The sequence below is a fragment of the Leisingera sp. CC-HEC093 genome (genome assembly GCF_059429195.1).
The window spans coordinates 2,966,754-2,985,319 of sequence record NZ_JCAIJR010000001.1 but is presented as its reverse complement, the minus strand read 5'-3'; the positions used below and the strand labels follow the sequence as shown (position 1 = coordinate 2,985,319).

Sequence of the window (18,566 nt, the reverse complement as noted above, 5' to 3'; positions counted from 1 at the left end):
CTCCCTAACTGTTTGGGCGGGAGAGTAGCGGCTGCGCTATGTAAGAAAAGGACAAACGGAACGTCACAACCGGCCTGCCGGGCGGCACCGCCGCGCCGCGCCTGCCTGCCCCCGGCAGGCGCGTTCAACCGCCCGGCGCGGGGCCAAGGCAGCACTCCCAAACGGGACGCCCGCCAAGTTCCCCTTGCCCCGCTTTGCGCCCGCCCAGGCAGGCGCGGGACTGCCCCATTACTGCGCCGCTTCACGCGCTACCGCAGCAATGGCCGCCCGCACATCCGCCTCGCGGCTGCGGTGGTTGGTGATGGCCGCCCGCAGCATCACGCGGCCCTCCGCCCGGGTGGTGGAGAACACCGCCTCGCCGCTTTCCTGCAAGGTCTGGGCGATATGCGCGTTCAACTCAGACTGCGCGTCCGGTGCCAGATCGTTGCGCGCAGTGAACACGCAGACATTCGACACCACCGGCGCCCCCAGCGCCATTAGGGGCTGCGCCTCCACCTCTGCCGCCATCAGCCCTGCCAGCTCGCAATTGCCGGTGATCGCTTGCGCAAACGCCGCCTCGCCATAGGTTTCCAGCGCCGTCCACACCTTCAGCGCCCGGTTGCCGCGGCTCAGATCAATGCCATAGTCGCAGAACCACGGCTCACCGCCCGCCAGCCCGCGCTCGGCGCCTTCCAGGTAGGACGGCCGCGCCGCAAAGGCTGCCCGATGCTCGTCCTCATTGCGCAACAGCGCCATGCCGCAGTCATAGCCCACATACATCCACTTGTGAAAATCCAGCGCAATGCTGTCGGCCCGCCCGATCCCGTCGGACAGCGACCGGTACGGCTCATCCGCAATCCGGGTCCATGCGCCAAACGCCCCGTCTACATGCAGCCACAGCCCCAGGTCCGCCGCCGCATCCGCCAGCGCCTTCAGATCGTCGAACAGACCCAGATCCACCGAACCCGCAGTGCCCACCACCAGAAAGGGCACCGCCCCGGCAGCCTTGTCCTCCGCCACCATCCGGGCCAAAGCCGCGCAGTCCATCTGCCCGTTAATCAAGGGAACCTTGCGCAGATTATCCGAACCGATGCCCAGCAGCTCTACCGCCTTCAGCGTTGCGTTATGCACGCCCTCGCCGGCATAGGCGGTCAGCCGCACAGCGCCCTGCCCCTCTTTGCGCAGATCCTTCAGGACCCGCAGCCGCGCCGCCTGAAAAGCAATCACCGTCGCCTGCGAGGTACCGGTCACCAGAATGCCGCTGGCGCCCTCGGGCATCCCCATCTTACGGCGGGTCCAATCGACCACCGCGCGTTCCATATAGTTCGCGCCGTGATCGCGCCCGCCCATATTAGCGTTGACCGCCGCCGCCGCCAAAGAACTGATCAGGTCTGAGGCCAGCCCCGACCCCTGCACCCAGCCCCAGAACCGCGGATGGGTATTGCCGCCATGATAGGGCAGCACGTCGCGAATGATCCGGTCCACCGTCTCCTGCGGCCCGCGCGCCTCCGCCGTCACCGCATAGCGCGCGTCCATATCCTCCGGAACCGGCTGCCAGGGGCGCTCCGCCGCTTCTTGCATCTGATCCAGCGCCGCCTCCAGCATCCGCTGCGCCTCCGCCCGGAACGCCGCCCAATCCTGCGTCCTGATCCCCTTCTCAGCCACTTGTGCGTCCTCCTCCTGCCTGCCGCTGGCGAAGGTTTAGCCCGCAAATGCTGCACCTGCACGGAGAATATCGCCGCAGCCGGATGATCGGAACTTAGCTTGGACGGATTGATAACTGCGCGCCCTGCCACCGCGGCGGCACCTTATCCACAGCCCCTTGCGTCCCTCTTCCACCCGGCCCCAACACCTGCCATAATGGCCGCCAATCAACACCAAGGAAGAGCAGTTCCCGCACATGGCCGACGATCTCCTCAGCACGCCTGCATCCGATACCTATGACGCCTCCTCGATCGAGGTTCTGGAAGGCCTCGAACCGGTCCGCCAGCGCCCCGGCATGTATATCGGCGGCACCGATGAGCGCGCGCTGCACCACATGGTGGCGGAAATCCTCGACAACTCCATGGATGAGGCCGTCGCGGGCCACGCCAACCGGATCGAGGTGACACTGCATTCCGATTACGCCGTCACCATCTCCGACAACGGCCGCGGCATCCCGATCGACCCGCACCCCAAGTTCCCGGACAAATCCGCGCTGGAGGTGATCCTTTGCACGCTCCACGCAGGCGGCAAGTTCTCCGGCAAGGCCTACCAGACCTCCGGCGGCCTGCACGGCGTCGGCTCCTCGGTGGTGAACGCGCTGTCGGATTCGATGGTGGTCCAGGTGGCCAAGAACAAAGAGCTGTTTGAGCAGCGCTTCTCCCGCGGCCTGCCCCTTGGCCCGGTTGAGAAGATCGGCGCCGCCCCCAACAAGCGCGGCACCTTCGTCACCTTCCACGCCGATGAGGAAATCTTCGGCCACCACCGCTTCAAGCCCAAGCGCCTGTTCACCCTGGTGCGCTCCAAAGCCTATCTGTTCTCCGGCGTCGAAATCCGCTGGAAGTCGGAAATCGACGACGGCGAAACCCCGACCGAGGCCACCTTCCACTTCCCCGGCGGCCTCAAGGACTACCTGACAGAGGTGCTCGGCAAATCCTCTGTCTACGCAGACCAACCCTTTGCGGGCAAGGTCGAGTTCCGCGAGAAATTCGGCGAGCCGGGGTACGTGGAATGGGCGATCAACTGGACCCCCTCCCGCGACGGCTTCACCCAGTCCTACTGTAACACCGTCCCCACGCCCGAGGGCGGCACCCATGTCACCGGCTTCTGGGCCGCGATCCTCAAGGGCATCAAGGCTTACGGCGAACTGGTGGGCAACAAGAAGGCAGGCCAGATCAACCGCGACGACCTGATGGCGGGCGGCTGCGCGCTGGTCTCCTGCTTCATCGCCGACCCCGCCTTCGTCGGCCAGACCAAGGACCGCCTGTCGACTGAGGCCGCCTCCAAGATGGTGGAAAACTCGGTCCGCGACCATTTCGACAACTGGCTGGCCGCCGACACCAAATCCGCGGGCGCCATCCTCGACTTCCTGGTCCTGCGCGCCGAGGAACGCCTGCGCCGCAAGCAGGAGAAAGAGACCCAGCGCAAGTCCGCCACCAAGAAACTGCGCCTGCCCGGCAAGCTGACCGACTGCACGTCCAAGGACCGTTCCGGCACCGAGCTGTTCATTGTCGAGGGCGACTCTGCCGGCGGTTCCGGCAAGGGCGCGCGCAACCGCAACAACCAGGCGCTGCTGCCCTTGAAGGGCAAGATCCTGAACGTGCTGGGGGCTGCCTCCAACAAGATCGGCACCAACGCCGAAATCCGCGACTTGTGCGAAGCACTTGGCGTCGGCACCGGCACCAAGTTCAACCTCGACGATCTGCGCTATGACAAGATCATCATCATGACCGACGCGGACGTCGACGGCGCCCATATCGCCAGCCTGCTGATGACCTTCTTCTTCACCCAGATGCGCCCGCTCATTGACGGCGGCCACCTCTACCTCGCCTGCCCGCCGCTGTTCCGCCTGACCCAAGGAGCGAAGCGCGTCTACTGCCTGGACGAGGCCGAGCGCGACAAATGGCTGGAAAAGGGCCTGGGCGGCAAAGGCAAGATCGACGTCTCCCGCTTCAAGGGTCTTGGCGAAATGGACGCCAAAGATCTGAAAGAAACCACCATGGACCCCACGACCCGCAAGCTGATCCGCGTCACCATCGACGAGGACGAACCCGGCGAGACCGGCGAGCTGGTCGAACAGCTGATGGGCAAGAAACCCGAGCTGCGCTACCAGTATATTCAGGAGAACGCGAAGTTCGTGGAGGAGCTGGATGTTTGAGGGAATTTCCTGAATGAACAATAATAGCTATTTTGTTTCAGACTTAGAATGCATTGGCGGAGACATCGTAAACAAACAGAAATGCCCAAGAGCGGCTTCTACAACCTGCCCGCATTGCTCAGCTAATGTAGTCTTCTCATTGGTAAACATCTACCAAATCACACCGATTGGATGCTGGCCACGCCACGGCAAGTGCCCAAAATGCATGCATTCCGTGAAGTTTGTTTTCTTCTTTGAAGATTCCCCCAACCACGAAGCAATCAACCCTTCTGAAGTTGCAATTTTCCCTACCCCTCAAAACGCTCGACGGCCAATTAATCTACCTGATGACCTGCCACGAAGGTTAAAGAGAGCAATCAAAGATACTGAGGAAACGTTTCAATCCGGGCTGTACTCTCCCTGCTTAACTTCTGGCAGGAGGGCATTGGAAGGAATCTTCAAGCAACTAGCTCACGAAGAGGACAAGCAAAAGAATCTTTTCAGTTTAATCGAAGAAGTTCTTGCGTCCGAGGAAGCAACTTCTCCTTTGAAGGATCTTTCTCACGCTATCAGAAAGGGTGGAAATCTTGGCGCCCACTTCGATGAATTGATCGAACCTAACAAGGAGACGGCTAGGCTTGTCCTGGAATTACTTGAATACTTAATTGCCTACTTTTTCAGCCTACCTTCCAAAATAGAAGACATGTCCAAGCAAATCAGCGGAAGTTTGGAAACTGCCCAAACTTAAATCTGAAAGTCATTGCAGCTTTCGTATCCCTTTTTTTCTTGCAGAGGCGCGTTTCTTTCCACCCTCCAGCACCACATGGCCCGCGCCTGAACTTGGGAGGGCGCGGATGCACCTTCCCGGGGGGAGTGAAGGCCGTCTCGGAAACGCTCCGGGGGAGCGTTTCAGGCCTAAACGGGCGGAGCCCAAGGCGCGCTTTCCTGCTTCCCTCCCGCAACACAAGGCCCGCGCCTTCCCTGGGGGAAGGTCAGGCGCGGGCCGTGCCGCTGCGCGCCACGTCCCAAATAGAGCACACCGCTCCCCCTTTCACCTTCCCCCAATACTCCGGCCGGAGGTATCTACCGTTAGGTCTGCGCCTGCCGGGGGGCAGGCAGGCGCAGACCGGGCCGCACGCGACCCGGTCAAGGGACAAACCCCGTAGGGTGGGCAATCTGCCCACCATTCCCCGGCATCCCCAATCCGGAACCCCGGCGCGGTGGGCGGAATCGCCCACCCTACGCACCCCCGTTGCGCCAAACCCCGATCCACCGCACGCCCCGCTTGCGCGCCCTTAACCCCGCTCTGCCATACTCCAATCCGTCGCGACACCGGTGCGGACTGACACCCCGCATCAACAGGAGATACGGGAACCCCCAAGACCACCTCTTCATCGGGTGCAGGGGTTCTCCGCAGAGCGAGAGCTTTCGAGCGGACATGGGGGCTTGCGATCCCCTGCCCGGCCCTCCGCCTCTGGCCCCTCCGGGCCCTTGGCGGCGCCGCCACCTCTTCACCGGCCAGCACATCACGGCCACGCAAGCAAAACGGCCCACCGGCCCCAGACACACACCGGACAGGGACACAATCCCGCCCGGCCATACCCGCGCATCCGGTGACAGCTTCGTGAGGGCTGTTGCCTGAAACCGCTGTCCCTTCTTATGGTTAGGCCAGCCAATCACAGAACGGGGACAGCCATGGCCTTCATCGCGGACAACCAGCTGCCCCTGCTGATCCTGTTCTTCGTCACCGGCCTCATCGGCACCGCCTTCCTGTTCCGCAAACCGGCAGGCCACCGCGCCTGGAAACTGGCGGACCTTGTCTGGGTGGTCCTCGGCGGCTTCGGCGCGCTGGTGGCGGTGATTTCCGGCATCTACGCCGCCGACTCGTCCAAGCTCGAACGCCAGATCGACATTGCCTATGCCGCCACGGCGGCCTTTGACCGCGATGCTGCCCGTTTCCGGCTCAGGTTCTGCGACCCCGCCTATGACGCCGACATCGCGGTCTTGTGCGAAAAGGTCGAATTCCTCTCCGCCTCCACCGCGGGCAACGCCGAACTGCCGCTGTTCATCGCGGTGACGGATGAGGTCGCCCCCCTGCAGGGCCTCAGCTTCCTGTTCGGCACCACACGCTCGGACATGGACGAGATGAAGGACATGGAGGCCAAGGCCAGCGCCTTCGACCCGGAGGCGTTCCTGGTCTTCACCGCGCTCGACACCCCCGCCCAGGCGGCGGTCGCAAACATGCGCCGCAAGGTGCCCGCCATCGCCGGCGATTTCCTGATCATCGCCCGCGCCTATGACGACCTCATTGCCCATGTGTCCAAGCTCAAGGACGAATGGGAATACCTGCAGGACAACGCCCATATCCTGGTGCTGCAGATCATCGCGCTGTGCCTCGTCAGCTTCGCCGCCCCCTTCCGGCTCGGCAAATCCATTGTCGAGCTGCGCCGCCCCCGCTAACCTGACCGGACCGCCAACGGGGACCCGCCATGCGCAGCTTTGACGAGATCTATGCCATTTCCGCAGACCGCCACGGCGGAGTTGAGGCGCTGGAGGAAAAACTCACCAAACCCGACCCCAAAGCGGCAGATCTGCCGGAGGACCGCTGGCTGGCCATCATGACCAAATGCATCTTCCAGGCAGGCTTCAACTGGAAAGTGATCGAGGCCAAATGGGACGGGTTCGAGGAGGTCTTTCACGGCTTCGACCCCGGCCCCTGCGCCTTTATGAGCGAGGACGAATTCGACCGGATTCTCAGCGATACGCGGGTGGTCCGGAACGGCGCCAAGCTCGCCACCGTCCGACAAAACGCCGCCTTCCTGATGGAGCTGCGCAATCAGGGCGGCGCAGGTGAGGTGCTGGGCGGCTGGCCCTCCACCGACTTCATCGGGCTATTGGACATGCTCAAGAAACGCGGTGCCCGCCTCGGCGGCAACACCGGCCAATACGCCATGCGCTTTGCCGGGCGCGACAGTTTCATTCTGGGCCGTGACGGCACCGCAAGACTGATCGCCGAAGGTGTCATCGACAAGCCCGCAACCTCCAAAACCGCGATGAAAGCGGTGCAGGCGGCCTTCAATACCTGGATGGAGCAATCCGGCCGCTCGCTCACCGAAATCAGCCGCGTGCTGGCGATGAGCTGCTGAGGCTGACCTGCGCATGATCCGCTGCCTCTTCCTCGCCCTGCTGTTCCTCGCCGCCTGCGGCCGCCCGCTGACAGAGACCGAGCGCGCCTATCTCGGCACCCTGCATGGAAGCAGCCTGAATGCGGACAAGGTGCGCATCGTGAACGGCGCGCCGCTGGGGCCTGTCACTTTCCGCCGCACGCCCCGCCCGCGCGTCACCTGCCGCGAACGCATCCTGCCGCCGGTCAAGGACGAGATCGTCACCTCCAAACCCGCGGCAGTGGCGCTGTTCAACCGGATCCTGTTTACCCGCGACTGGTATCTGGACAACTACCTGCCGGAATACCCGGACCGGCTGCATCTGGTGGAGGCGATGCTGCTGGCGCATGAGGCCACCCACGTCTGGCAATGGCAGAACCGCCGCCAGACCGGATATTCGCCGCTGCGCGCCGCCGCAGAACACGGACCGGACCGCGACCCCTACCTGTTCGATCTGGAGGGCGAGCCGGAGTTCGGCACCTACGGTTTCGAACAGCAGGGCGCAATTATTGAGGAATACGTCTGCTGCCGCGCCCTTGCCCCGCAGGCGGCCCGCACCAAACGCCTGCACCGGATGCTGGCGGTCGCCATGCCCGTCAGCCCGCTGCCGCAGTCCCGCGAACAGGATGTATACCTGCCCTGGAAGGGCGCGGAACTGAACGGCATTTGCGACTGACCCGCCGCGGATTTCCAATGCTGCGCCGTAACGTAGCCCTTGTCTTGCCGGGAACGTTCCGGCCACAAAACTCCCAAGCCATTTTCAGGAGCCGCACAATGACCCAATACGCCCTCATCATGCTGGCCGCGGGCCTCGGAATCCCTGTGCTGGCAGCGCTCAATGCCGCTTTGGGCAAACTGATCGGCTCCCCCGCCTCCGCCGCGGTGGTGCTGTTCCTGATCGCGCTGATTGCCACCATCCTCTATGCGCTGATCGCCGGCCCGCAGGCCCTGGCCAAGATCCCCGCCGCGCCCAAGCACTTGCTCCTGGCGGGCATTCTGGTGGCCTTCTACGTCTTGTCGATCACCTATGTGGCGCCGCATTTCGGCGTCGGCAACGCGGTGTTCTTCGTGCTGATCGGCCAGCTGATCTCAGCCGCCGCGATCGACCATTTCGGCCTGTTCGGCGCCCAGGTCAGCCCGCTGACCCTGACCCGCGCCGCCGGCATTTCGGTGATGGCACTGGGGGTCTGGATCACTCAGATGGCCTAACCGGAGACTTTCTTCACGAACTGCGATTTCAGCCCAATCGGGCCGACGCCCGGCACCTTGCAGTCGATGTCGTGATCGCCCTCCACCAGCCGGATGCCGCGCACCTTGGTGCCGACCTTGATCACCGATGACGTACCCTTCAGCTTCAGATCCTTGATCACCGTCACCGTGTCACCGTCCGCCAGCAGATTGCCGACACTGTCGCGCACGTCCCCGGGTCCGCCCTCAGCCTCGTCGGCAGCCGCACCCGCCGCCCATTCATGGGCGCATTCGGGACAGATCAGCAAAGCATCCACCTGATAGGTATAGGCAGAGGCGCATTCGGGGCACGGCGGCAAGGTATCAGTCATGCCCCGCCAATAGCCGGCATAACGCACCAAGGCCAGCGCTGGATGCTCTCGCTCGGCCCAGCCTGTGCTATACTGTCGAGCAGGGCCAGCGAAAGGCCAGCATCATGACCGGTGGCATTCCGGAACACTACAGCGGCGGCGGCAATCTGGCGGACCGGATTGCACGGGACCTGCGTGCCAAGGGACTGGAGCCCTCGGATCTCACGCCCGCCGACTTTGAACCCTTGGATGAATTCCACTTCCGCGGCCGGGCCGCGACGTTGGAGCTGCTCTCCATGATGCGGCTGACGGCGCAGTCAAAGGTGCTCGACATCGGTTCCGGCCTTGGCGGCGTGGCGCGGACCATTGCTGACACCGCGGGCTGCCATGTCACCGGCATCGACCTGACGGCGGAGCAGTGCGCAGCCGCGGCGGAGATATCCGGCTGGCTGGGCCTATCGGACAAAACCGAATTCCTGCAAGGCGACGCCACAAACCTGCCATTTGCAGATGACGCTTTTAACGCCGCCATCACCGTGCATGTGGCCATGAACATCCCCGACAAGCATCGGATGTATGCCGAGATCCGCCGGGTGCTGTGCCCCGGCGGTGTGTTTGCCGTCTATGACATCCTGCAGGGCGAAGGCGGCGAGATGATATTCCCGGCGCCCTGGTCCGCGGAGCCGTCAAACAGCCACCTGTCCACCCCGCAAGCGATGGAAGCCCTGCTCCGCGCGGCTGGCTTCAAACTGCTGGACAGCATCGAGTCAACGGACCAAAGCCTGCGCTGGCTGGAGGACCGCACAGCCACCACCGGAGCACCTCCGCCGGTGCCCGTCACCACCCGCCTGCTGTTCGGCGACGGGTTCCAGAACATGGTACAGAACCAGCTGCGCGCCCTTCGCGAACGCCGGATGCTGACCTGGAGCTTCCTCTGCGCGGCCTGAGGCCCGTGCCTTTATGCTCCGTTGGTCTTGCCGCTGACCTTGATGTTGCCCTGCAGCTGGGCGCCGTTTTCGGTGGACATGGTCTGGGCCGACACATCCGCCTGCACCTGGGAGCTGGCTGCCAGACGCAGGTCCTCGCACTGGATCTTGCCGCTGTAGGCGCCTTCCACCGTGACCGATTTCGCGCTCAGCGCGCCATCCACGATACCGCCTTCCAGCACTGTCACCGCCTGCGCCGACACGTCGCCGACGACCCGGCCGCGGACCTCGACGCTGCCCTTGCTGGAGGTGATATTGCCTTCAACCGTCACATCTTTCTCGATTACCGAATTCACCACGTCTCAGCCCTTTCTGCGCATCCCAAGGCAGACTAGCCCGCCCGGGCAAATTTGAACAGGTGTTAGCAAAGTGCCGCCCCGGGGCCAAAGCCGCCGCTGTCCGGGTGGCAATGTTCCGCCGCCCAGCCGCAGTTGCCGCCTATTCCACCTGCGGAAACGGTGCGGGCAGCGGCGCCGCGCTGTACTGGAACAGCGAGCCCCAGAAGCCGCCGGGGCTGGGCTGCCAGGGCACGGTGTTCATATCCAGCGCTGCGCAGGCAGAAGACTTTGTGGCTGGATTCTCCTTGGCCCGCTCGCAGCGCTCCGGTGTGGTGTGGCAGGCCACCAAATAGGCCTGCGCCCCTTTCTTGCCGCTGTCCTCCTGATAGCAATAGCGGATCGCCTCCTCCTGTAGCTGCGCCCGGGCCTGCTGCACCAGCTGCTGATTGCCTGCCACCGTCTTGCTGGCCGCTTCCAGCGCCGCAGTTGCATCCTGCTGCACCAGCTCCGCGTCGCGCTGCAGCTCCGCCGACCCGGCCGCCGCAGGCCCTGCCCCCGCCGCCTGCAACGCCTGGGTCAGCCGGGCGTTCACGTTTTGCGCCTCCGCCAGCGCGGTCCGCAGCTCCGCCACGGTGGCGTCGTATTCGACCAGCTTGGATTTCCACTTGAAGCCGGCAAAGCTGCCTTCCTCAAACCCGGCGCTGACCAGAATGCCGTTCAGCTTCTGCGGAAACAGCAGGAAGACCGCAAACAGCGCGATCACCGAAGCATCGCGCAACAGCACCACGAGGTCCTTCAGGACCGAGACCGTCTTCTGCATCTGAACCCACCGTCACCGGAACCATACGGGGGACAGAGTGGCCCCTGGGGGCCATGCAGGTCAAATGCCCGGGCTTCCACACGCCCGGAACAAGGCGCGCAGCCCCGTCCTAAACCGGCACCAGCAGCCCGTTCTCCAGCTTCACCTGCCGGTCCATCCGCGCTGCCAGCTCCAGATTGTGGGTGGCAATCAGCGCCGACATGCCGGTGCCGCGCACCAGCTCCATCAGCGCCGCAAACACCTGGTCAGAGGTACCGGGGTCAAGGTTCCCGGTCGGCTCATCCGCCAGCAGCACCCGCGGCGCATTGGCCAGTGCCCGGCAAAAGGCGACCCGCTGCTGCTCGCCGCCCGACAGCGCCGCCGGACGGTGATCTGCGCGCGCCGCAAGGCCGACGGTCCCCAAAAGATCCACCGCCCGCGCCACGGCAGCTTTCTGCGAGGCGCCATTGGCCAGCTGCGGCAGCACGATGTTTTCCAGCGCCGTGAACTCCGGCAGCAGGTGGTGGAACTGATAGACAAAACCAACTTCCTGCCGGCGCACACGGGTGCGGCGGCGGTCGCCCTTGCGGGTCACGTCCTCGCCTGCCACCTGCACCTCGCCCGCGTCCGGGGTGTCCAGCAGCCCCGCGATATGCAGAAGCGTCGACTTGCCCGCACCAGATGGGGCGACCAGCGCCACAACTTCACCCGCCTGCAAGCTCAGCTCGGCACCGCGCAGCACGTCCACCTGCCCCGGCGTGCCGGTCAGGTAGGATTTGGTGATCCCCTTCAGCTCCAGCGTGATCTCACTCATAGCGCAGCGCCTCCACCGGGTTCAGGCGCGCCGCGCGGCGGGCCGGGAAAATGGTCACAAAGAACGACAGCCCCAGCGACAGCGCTGTGGCCGAGACCACATCGGCCAGCCGCAGCTCCGCCGGCAGCGCATAGATGCCGCGGATCGACGGGTCCCAGACGCCGCCGCCCATGATGTAGTTCACGAACGAGAAGATCGGATCGATATACAGCGCAAATAGGCAGCCCAGCACCACGCCGCAGATAGTGCCAAGGACGCCCGTGAAGGCGCCGCAGATGAAAAACACCCGCATCACCGACCCTTCGCTAAGGCCGATGGTCCGCAGGATGCCGATATCGCGGCCCTTGTTCTTGACCAGCATAATCAGGCCCGAGACGATGTTCATCGCTGCGATCAGCACCAGGATCGACAGGATGATGAACATCACGTTGTCCTCGACCTCCAGCGCCCGCAGGAAGCCGCCGGAGGCATCGCGCCAGGTCCAGACCCCCGCAGTGCCGCCCGCTGCCTGCTGGACCGCCAGCGCCAGCGGCTCGACGTTTTCGGGGTCTTCCACCATCACCTCAATCTCATCCGCCGCGCCCTCGCGGTTGAAGAAGCCCTGCGCCTCCGCAAACGGCAGATAGACGCGGGTGCGATCGATGTCCCAGCGCCCTGCGGTGAAGACATAGACCACCTCGTAGGCATTCACCCGCGGGCTGGTGCCAAAGGCGGTTTTCACACCGTTGGGCGAGATCAGCTTGATCTTGTCGCCGACAGTGACCCCCAGCTCCCGCGCCACGCCAGAGCCGATGGCAATGCCCTCCTCAAAGCGCGCCAGATCGCCGATGGCTTCCTCGCTTTGGGCGACACCTGGGATGCCCTGAATGTCCTTGGCAGAGATCCCGAAGACCTCAACCCCCGCATTGCGCTGGCGCAGGTTGGCCATCACCTGCCCCTTGACCAGCGGCGCGGCGCGGGTGACGCCGGGCACCGCAGCGACCTTCGCGGCCAGCGCCTCATAGTCGGTCAGCGCCCGGTCCAGCACCCCGGCCTCCGTCACCTCGCCATAGGAATAGACGGTGACATGGGCATTGGCGCCCAGAATGGTGCCGACAAATTCCGACCGGAAGCCGGATCGCACCGCCAGCGTGGCAATCAGCGCAAACACCGCCAGGGTGATGCCGATGAGGCTGATCCAGGTCATCACGCTGACCCCGCCCTCGGCCTTGCGGGCGCGCAAGTAGCGCCAGGCGATGATCCATTCGAAACGGGAAAACGGCGGTGGTGTTGTGGCCATAAGGGGTCCTGCCCGGAAATTTTGCCTGCAACCTGTGCTGTGGGGCGCCCGGGGTCAAGGTGCGGTTGCACAACTGGCCGATTATCCGCCAGCCGGGGCCGGAATGACCGCCGCGCGGCCCGAAAATCTATCGAGAAACGGATTTATCAGGAGTTTTCCTCAAAACCCTTGCCTGCCCGCCCGGCCTGACGTCACCGCATCGTGACCTGCCGCATATGCCCGTTGCCTTGCATTCCCCTGGTGGTAGGGCCTTATCAGGCCGGTTGCGGTTTCAAACACGGGTGAGAACGATGGACAGGTATTTCAAACGCGCGCTGCCGCATCCGCCGCTGCGGTCTGTCATCACCGCCGGGCTTGGCGCTTTTGTGGCCATTGCGGCGCTGTCGCTGCTTACAACGCACGCCAACCTTTTGCTGCTGATCGCCCCTTTCGGCGCCAGTTGCGTGCTGTTGTTCTCGGTGCCCGCCAGCCCGCTGTCGCAGCCCGCGCATGTGGTCGGCGGGCATCTGCTGGCCACCGCCGTCGCGCTGGCGCTGAACGCGCTGCTGCCCGATACCTGGTGGGCGCTGGCGCTGGCCGTGGGGCTGTCGATTGCCCTGATGGCGGCGCTGCGGCTGACCCATCCGCCCGCGGGCGCCGACCCGCTGGTGGTCTTTGCCACCGACCCCGGCGTCACCTTCCTGCTGTTTCCGGTGTTGACCGGCGCGGTGGCGCTGGTGGCGATTGCGGCGGTGTTCCACCGTGTGGCGGGCCATCAATACCCGCTGAAACACGGCTGAACGCAGCGCCCCTCCCCAACGCCCTAATTGCCGCGCACAGCGGCTGCCATTGCCGCATAGGAGTTTTCCAGCCCCTCTGCCGTTGGCCGCGGGTCCGGCATCTGTCCCGGCCCGGCCAGCCCGGCGGCCCTGACGATGGTGTTGATGCAGCTGAAGATCCCGCAGACCTCCACCACCTCATAAAGCGCGGCCTCGCTCCAGCCCGCCGCAGAGGCCGCATCAAAAGCCTGCGCAATGCCCCCGGCCTGCCCGGCGTGCAGGGCACAGGCATAGTCCAGCAGCGGCCGGATACGCTCCTGCACCGCCGCCACCGGGCCGCAGAACGCCTCTGAGAACAAGGTGTGGAAATGGACGCAATAGGCCACATCGTTCAGGCCTGAGACATAGGCGGCAATCGCCTCGCGTTCGCCCCGCGACAGGGCGCCGCCGCCGCACATGATGCTGTCCAGCAGGCGCAGCAGCTGTTCCGAGTTGCGCGGAAAAGCTAACAGCACCTGCGTCAGCCCGCTGTCCGCTGCGATACCGCTGAAACCAGCCATGTTTCCCCCTCCGTTTTGCATACCCGCCAGACTAGCAGCCGGACCGCGCGCTGTCTGCGGCCCGGCCCCCGCCGACCAAAGAAAGAGGGCATGACCGGGGTGCCCCTCTGCGCCGCTGGGTGCCAGATGCTGCGGCGATACCGAAGGCCCGCAATCGCAGCCCATCTTGCAACGTTCCGGCCAAGTTGCTATCTGAACCGCACGGCAATGGAGATTTTATGTCCCGGTAATGTGGGGAGGCAGAGCGTCCTCCCGGTGCAAAACTGAACAGCCCCAACATCCGCGCAAAGCGGGTGAATGATGTTTTGCAAACACCCCCTCCACATTACTGCCCGGGCGCCTGCCCGTGGCTGGAACATGAAAGTTCACGACAATGATACGGGACTATTCCCAATTCTTGCCGCCTACGGGCGGCGGCAAAACCGCTGCACGCACACGATCCAAACTGGAAAAACTTGGGTGGCAGCCATTCTTTGCACAGCAAACCAATGCTGACGACCTGACTGCAACCCCGCCTGTGCGCGTGGCCGAAGTCCACCGCAACGGGCTGCACGTCCTTGGTGATGGCATAGACCAGCTCATACCTCCCGGGCCTGACGCGACGGTGGGCGACTGGCTGCTGCTCAATCAGGATCACCCGGCAGCCAGCATTGTGCTGCACCGCAAGAGCCTGTTCAAACGGCGCGCGCCGGGAACGGACCGCAGGCTGCAGCTGATTGCCGCCAACGTGGATACGGTCTTTATCGTCACGTCCTGCAATCAGGATTTCAACGTGGCGCGGCTGGAACGCTATGCGGCACTGGCATTTGAGGCGGATGCCACGCCAGTGATCCTGTTGACCAAGGCGGATCTTTGCAACGATACCGCGCCCTATGTGCAGGCAGCCTCAGCGGTTTCCCGGCGGGCGATCGCCTTGGCCGTAAATGCGCTTGGGCAGGAGCCGCAAGAAAGACTGAAGGACTGGTGCAAGCCAGGCCAGACAATCGCCTTTCTGGGCTCGTCCGGGGTTGGAAAATCCACACTGGTCAATGCCTTGATGGATGACCAGGCCGTGGAAACGGGCGCTATCCGGGAAGATGATGCAAAGGGCCGGCACACCACCACCCGTCGGCAGCTTCATTTTCTGCCAAACGGGTGCGCGGTGCTGGACACCCCAGGAATGCGCGAGCTGCAGCTGACGGATGCGCAAGACGGCATCGCCGATGTGTTTGATGATATCGCATCACTGGCCGGCCAGTGCCGGTTCAGTGACTGCACGCACCAATCCGAACCCGGCTGCGCGATAAAGAACGCCGTGGAACGGGGCGAAATCACACCGGACCGTCTGGCCCGCTGGAACAAACTGGCGGCGGAAGAACGGTTCAACTCAGCCTCGCTGGCAGAGCGGAAGGCCGGTGGCAAGGCGCTGAGCAAATTGGTCCGGGCCGTCAAACGGCACAAAAGAAAGTAAGACAATGATCAGAGAATACACGGCAACCGACACCGGCGCGCTGATTGCCATCTGGGAAAAGGCCAACGCGCTGGCGCATCCCTTCCTGACCCAGAGCTTCGTGGCCTTCGTCAAAGATGCGATGCGCAACATGTTTCTGCCGAATGCTGAGACATGGGTGATTGAAAAGAACGGCGCCCCCATCGGGTTCATCGCCATGATGGGCAACGAAATCGGCGGGCTGTTCCTGGATCCGGACCATCACGGGCATGGCTACGGCCGGGCCATGGTTGATCACGTGGCCGGCCTTAAGGGGCCGCTGCGGGTTGAGGTTTTCAAGGACAACAAGGTCGGGCGTCCGTTTTACGAACGCTACGGTTTTGAATTCGTGGAGGAGTATCTGCACGAACAATCCGGAGCGGTCACAATCAGAATGTCCATGCCTGGTGCAGCGGACGCCTAACCGGCCCTAAAGGAGAAACCCCGCCGGTGCTGGCCGGCGGGGCTGTATTCTTCGGATCGCGGGCAGGCTCAGAAGCCGCGGCCTGTGGGGTGGGCCTTGTAGACCTCGACCACCTTCTTGACCGCCTCTTCCGGGGACAGCTCCTCGCTTTCGCCGGTGCGGCGCGAGGTCAGTTCCACCACGCCGTTCTTCAGCCCCCGCGGGCCGACGGTGATGCGCCAGGGCAGACCGATCAGGTCCATGGTGGCGAACTTGCCGCCCGCGCGCTCGTTACGGTCATCATAGAGCGGGTCCAGGCCAGCCGCGGTCAGCGCCGCATAAAGCTGGTTGCAGGCCCCATCCGCCTCGTCATCGCCCTGCTTGAGGTTGACGATACCGCAGTGGAACGGGGTCACGCCCTCGGGCCAGATGATGCCTTTGTCGTCGTGGCTGGCCTCGATGATTGCACCCAGCAGGCGGGAGACGCCAATTCCGTGGGAGCCCATGTGCACCGGCACGTTCTTGCCGTCCGGGCCCTGCACGGTGGCGCCCATGGCGTCGGAATACTTGGTGCCGAAATAGAAGATCTGGCCAACCTCGATACCGCGCGCCACCCGGCGGCGCTCCTCGGGGATCTGGTTGAACAGGGCCTCATCGTGGGTCTCGTCGGTGCGGGCGTATTTGGAGGTAAACTCCTCCAGCACGCTCTGACACTGCGCGACGCTGTCATAGTCGATCTCGCGGTCGCCGAAGGTCAGATCGGTGACGGCGCTGTCATAAAACACCTCGGACTCACCGGTGTCGGCCAGCACCAAGAATTCATGGGTGTCGTCGCCGCCGATCGGGCCGGAATCCGCCCGCATCGGGATCGCCTGCAGGCCCATGCGCTCATAGGTGCGCAGGTAGCTGACCAGGTGGCGGTTGTAGGCGTGCAGCGCGTCTTCCTTGGTCAGGTCGAAGTTGTAGCCGTCCTTCATGTAAAACTCGCGGCCCCGCATCACGCCGAAGCGCGGGCGGATCTCGTCGCGGAACTTCCACTGGATCTGGTACATGGTCAGCGGCAGGTCCTTGTAGCTGCTGACGTGGGCGCGGAAGATGTCGGTGATCAGTTCTTCGGCCGTCGGGGTGAACAGCATGTCGCGGTCATGCCGGTCCTTCATGCGCAGCATTTCCTGGCCATAGGCCTCGTAGCGGCCCGACTCGCGCCACAGGTCGGCGGACTGCATGGTCGGCATCTGCATCGGGATATGGCCCGCGCGGATCTGCTCGTCGTGGACGATGCTTTCGATCTTCTTCAGCACCTTGAAGCCCAAGGGCAGCCAGGAATAGATCCCGGCGGCGGATTGCTTGATCATCCCGGCGCGCAGCATCAGCCGGTGGCTGACGATCTGGGCTTCCGAGGGGTTCTCTTTCAGAACCGGCAGAAAATAGCGGGACAGGCGCATCTTGGCTCCATCGGTGATGTGGGTTCGAGTTCCCGCCCGGTTTAGTGGGTGATGGGGGTGCGGGCAAGTGGGGAGGTTTGTAAGGACCTAATTGCGCTTACACATTGAAGAATGAGCAGGGCATTTCGGGATCCAAGAAGCACAAAGGATCATCTGGGCGTAACACAAACTCAGGCCACTGCGAGGCCTTGTCTACTGTGAATTTTGCCACCGAGCTCCGACCAACTGAGTTGCGAGCCCACTTTTCCATCTCAGTGGCAACGTCAATGATCCTTTCCTCTCCAAGGACAGCGGGCAATACAAGCCTCACGTACGAGTTCTCCTGATCGAAATCGAACGTGACCAAGTGTTCGTGAAAGCGCTTCGTGCTTTTAAGAAAATTCTGAATGTCGAATTTTCGATCAAACGCCAACAACTTGAATTCGTACAGAACTCCGCACCCACCAGCTTGGTCCTCTCCTTTTGTGTACCAAGGCCGATAGGTCTTGTTCACCTGCATTCCGACAACCATCGACTTATCCACATGCCCTAAACGAGCCCATTCATTCTCTCCAATCTCGCCCCACGGAATTGGGTCCAAGTGCAAGAAATGATGAGTTATTCTGTCAGACGACTGCGGAAGAACAGGCATTGGATCATTGTAACTGGTACAAAAACTCCAAAACCCTTTGTCAATGTCTCTAAGGAATTGCTCGACCCTTTGCAGATCATCACTGTGGCATGATCTGAAATGCGCAACCCTGTTTCTGATTTGCGAGATCTCTTGCGCCTTAGCTTTCCAAACCTTCTTCGGAGGGAAATAGCCTTCGAAACAACCCCAATTATTGTCGATGAGGTCTAGCAACTGCCAAAGCTGGGCATAGCTCAAGTCATTTTCCTCTGGCGTCCCCATATGGATCAACGCTTTGTCCTCGCCCAACGCTGGCGCGACTGACTTAAGGCCTTGTTTCCAGCGATCCCCCCTCTTCGCACGCAGTTCGACATAAACCATGCGTCGCAACCAAGTTTCAAACTGCCAAAGCCGAGCATAGAGCTTGAGCGTAGTGTCTTGAAAGTTATAAATTTTCTTCACATAATTTGATGCAATCATATCCCTCTGGAACCTTTTTTACAATCAACTTGCTATGTGACCCCGCCTATACCTCATTGCATCCATATATTCTTCACGAAATGCGCAACTCTCTCGGCGGCAGCGCGACAGTCCAACACGCCCCAAAAGCAAACCGCGGGCGCCGGAACGCCCGCGGCATTTTCAAA

Annotated in this window: 19 protein-coding genes; 10 read left to right on the top strand and 9 right to left on the bottom strand. The window is 63.0% G+C overall.

All coding sequences use genetic code 11. From position 1 onward, the window contains the following. Positions 1-228: 228 nt before the first annotated feature. Positions 229-1,644 carry a pyridoxal phosphate-dependent decarboxylase family protein gene (locus tag AC5STB_RS14595; protein WP_495443534.1) on the bottom strand — a complete coding sequence of 472 codons (1,416 nt, stop codon included), beginning with the start codon at positions 1,642-1,644 and terminating at the stop codon, positions 229-231. A 235-nt stretch (positions 1,645-1,879) separates the two neighbouring features. Here AC5STB_RS14595 and parE point away from each other — a divergent pair, with 235 nt between their 5' ends. The 6 genes from parE (at position 1,880) to AC5STB_RS14565 (ending at position 8,190) form a co-directional block, all read left to right on the top strand. Further along, entirely contained in the window at positions 1,880-3,838 is a 1,959-nt protein-coding gene (gene parE, locus AC5STB_RS14590) for a DNA topoisomerase IV subunit B (RefSeq protein ID WP_495443533.1), read from the top strand. Between the two features lie 13 nt (positions 3,839-3,851). Next, positions 3,852-4,565 carry a DUF4145 domain-containing protein gene (locus AC5STB_RS14585; RefSeq protein WP_495443532.1) on the top strand — a complete coding sequence of 238 codons (714 nt, stop codon included), beginning with the start codon at positions 3,852-3,854 and terminating at the stop codon, positions 4,563-4,565. 947 nt (positions 4,566-5,512) lie between these two features. After that, complete coding sequence (locus tag AC5STB_RS14580; RefSeq protein ID WP_495443531.1) at positions 5,513-6,277, top strand: hypothetical protein; 765 nt, start codon at positions 5,513-5,515, stop codon at positions 6,275-6,277. A gap of 29 nt (positions 6,278-6,306) precedes the next feature. Beyond that, complete coding sequence (locus AC5STB_RS14575; protein ID WP_495443530.1) at positions 6,307-6,963, top strand: DNA-3-methyladenine glycosylase I; 657 nt, start codon at positions 6,307-6,309, stop codon at positions 6,961-6,963. A gap of 13 nt (positions 6,964-6,976) precedes the next feature. Beyond that, positions 6,977-7,657, top strand: coding sequence for a hypothetical protein (locus AC5STB_RS14570; protein ID WP_495443529.1), 681 nt, complete (start codon positions 6,977-6,979; stop codon positions 7,655-7,657). Between the two features lie 98 nt (positions 7,658-7,755). Then, complete coding sequence (locus tag AC5STB_RS14565; protein ID WP_495443528.1) at positions 7,756-8,190, top strand: DMT family transporter; 435 nt, start codon at positions 7,756-7,758, stop codon at positions 8,188-8,190. Here AC5STB_RS14565 and AC5STB_RS14560 read toward each other — a convergent pair. Beyond that, entirely contained in the window at positions 8,187-8,540 is a 354-nt protein-coding gene (locus AC5STB_RS14560; protein WP_495443527.1) for a zinc ribbon domain-containing protein YjdM, read from the bottom strand. The genes AC5STB_RS14565 and AC5STB_RS14560 overlap by 4 nt on opposite strands. A gap of 104 nt (positions 8,541-8,644) precedes the next feature. Here AC5STB_RS14560 and AC5STB_RS14555 point away from each other — a divergent pair, with 104 nt between their 5' ends. Continuing rightward, positions 8,645-9,466, top strand: coding sequence for a class I SAM-dependent methyltransferase (locus AC5STB_RS14555; protein WP_495443526.1), 822 nt, complete (start codon positions 8,645-8,647; stop codon positions 9,464-9,466). 11 nt (positions 9,467-9,477) lie between these two features. Here AC5STB_RS14555 and AC5STB_RS14550 read toward each other — a convergent pair whose 3' ends face one another. From AC5STB_RS14550 to AC5STB_RS14535, 4 genes are all read right to left on the bottom strand, one after another. Beyond that, positions 9,478-9,804, bottom strand: coding sequence for a bactofilin family protein (locus AC5STB_RS14550; protein ID WP_495443525.1), 327 nt, complete (start codon positions 9,802-9,804; stop codon positions 9,478-9,480). A 139-nt stretch (positions 9,805-9,943) separates the two neighbouring features. Further along, on the bottom strand, positions 9,944-10,603 hold the full coding sequence (locus AC5STB_RS14545; RefSeq protein ID WP_495443524.1) for a hypothetical protein: 660 nt from the start codon (positions 10,601-10,603) through the stop codon (positions 9,944-9,946). A 109-nt stretch (positions 10,604-10,712) separates the two neighbouring features. After that, the gene (locus tag AC5STB_RS14540; protein WP_495443523.1) at positions 10,713-11,396 is read right to left on the bottom strand and encodes an ABC transporter ATP-binding protein; all 684 of its coding nucleotides are present in this window, start codon (positions 11,394-11,396) and stop codon (positions 10,713-10,715) included. After that, on the bottom strand, positions 11,389-12,675 hold the full coding sequence (locus AC5STB_RS14535) for a lipoprotein-releasing ABC transporter permease subunit (RefSeq protein ID WP_495443522.1): 1,287 nt from the start codon (positions 12,673-12,675) through the stop codon (positions 11,389-11,391). Before AC5STB_RS14535 ends, AC5STB_RS14540 begins: the two co-directional genes overlap by 8 nt. A gap of 290 nt (positions 12,676-12,965) precedes the next feature. Between AC5STB_RS14535 and AC5STB_RS14530 the strand changes: the two genes are divergently transcribed. After that, complete coding sequence (locus tag AC5STB_RS14530; protein ID WP_495443521.1) at positions 12,966-13,454, top strand: HPP family protein; 489 nt, start codon at positions 12,966-12,968, stop codon at positions 13,452-13,454. Between the two features lie 23 nt (positions 13,455-13,477). Here the strand turns inward: AC5STB_RS14530 and AC5STB_RS14525 are convergent, their stop codons facing one another. Further along, entirely contained in the window at positions 13,478-13,993 is a 516-nt protein-coding gene (locus tag AC5STB_RS14525; protein ID WP_495443520.1) for a carboxymuconolactone decarboxylase family protein, read from the bottom strand. Positions 13,994-14,516: 523 nt separating this feature from the next. Between AC5STB_RS14525 and rsgA the strand changes: the two genes are divergently transcribed. Then, a complete protein-coding gene (gene rsgA, locus AC5STB_RS14520; RefSeq protein ID WP_495443519.1) occupies positions 14,517-15,443 on the top strand; it encodes a ribosome small subunit-dependent GTPase A in 927 nt (308 codons plus the stop codon). A 4-nt stretch (positions 15,444-15,447) separates the two neighbouring features. Further along, positions 15,448-15,885 carry a GNAT family N-acetyltransferase gene (locus AC5STB_RS14515; protein ID WP_495443518.1) on the top strand — a complete coding sequence of 146 codons (438 nt, stop codon included), beginning with the start codon at positions 15,448-15,450 and terminating at the stop codon, positions 15,883-15,885. 68 nt (positions 15,886-15,953) lie between these two features. Here AC5STB_RS14515 and proS read toward each other — a convergent pair whose 3' ends face one another. Continuing rightward, entirely contained in the window at positions 15,954-17,309 is a 1,356-nt protein-coding gene (gene proS, locus AC5STB_RS14510) for a proline--tRNA ligase (RefSeq protein ID WP_495443517.1), read from the bottom strand. Between the two features lie 97 nt (positions 17,310-17,406). Beyond that, positions 17,407-18,399 carry a Swt1 family HEPN domain-containing protein gene (locus AC5STB_RS14505; RefSeq protein WP_495443516.1) on the bottom strand — a complete coding sequence of 331 codons (993 nt, stop codon included), beginning with the start codon at positions 18,397-18,399 and terminating at the stop codon, positions 17,407-17,409. Positions 18,400-18,566 lie beyond the last annotated feature (167 nt).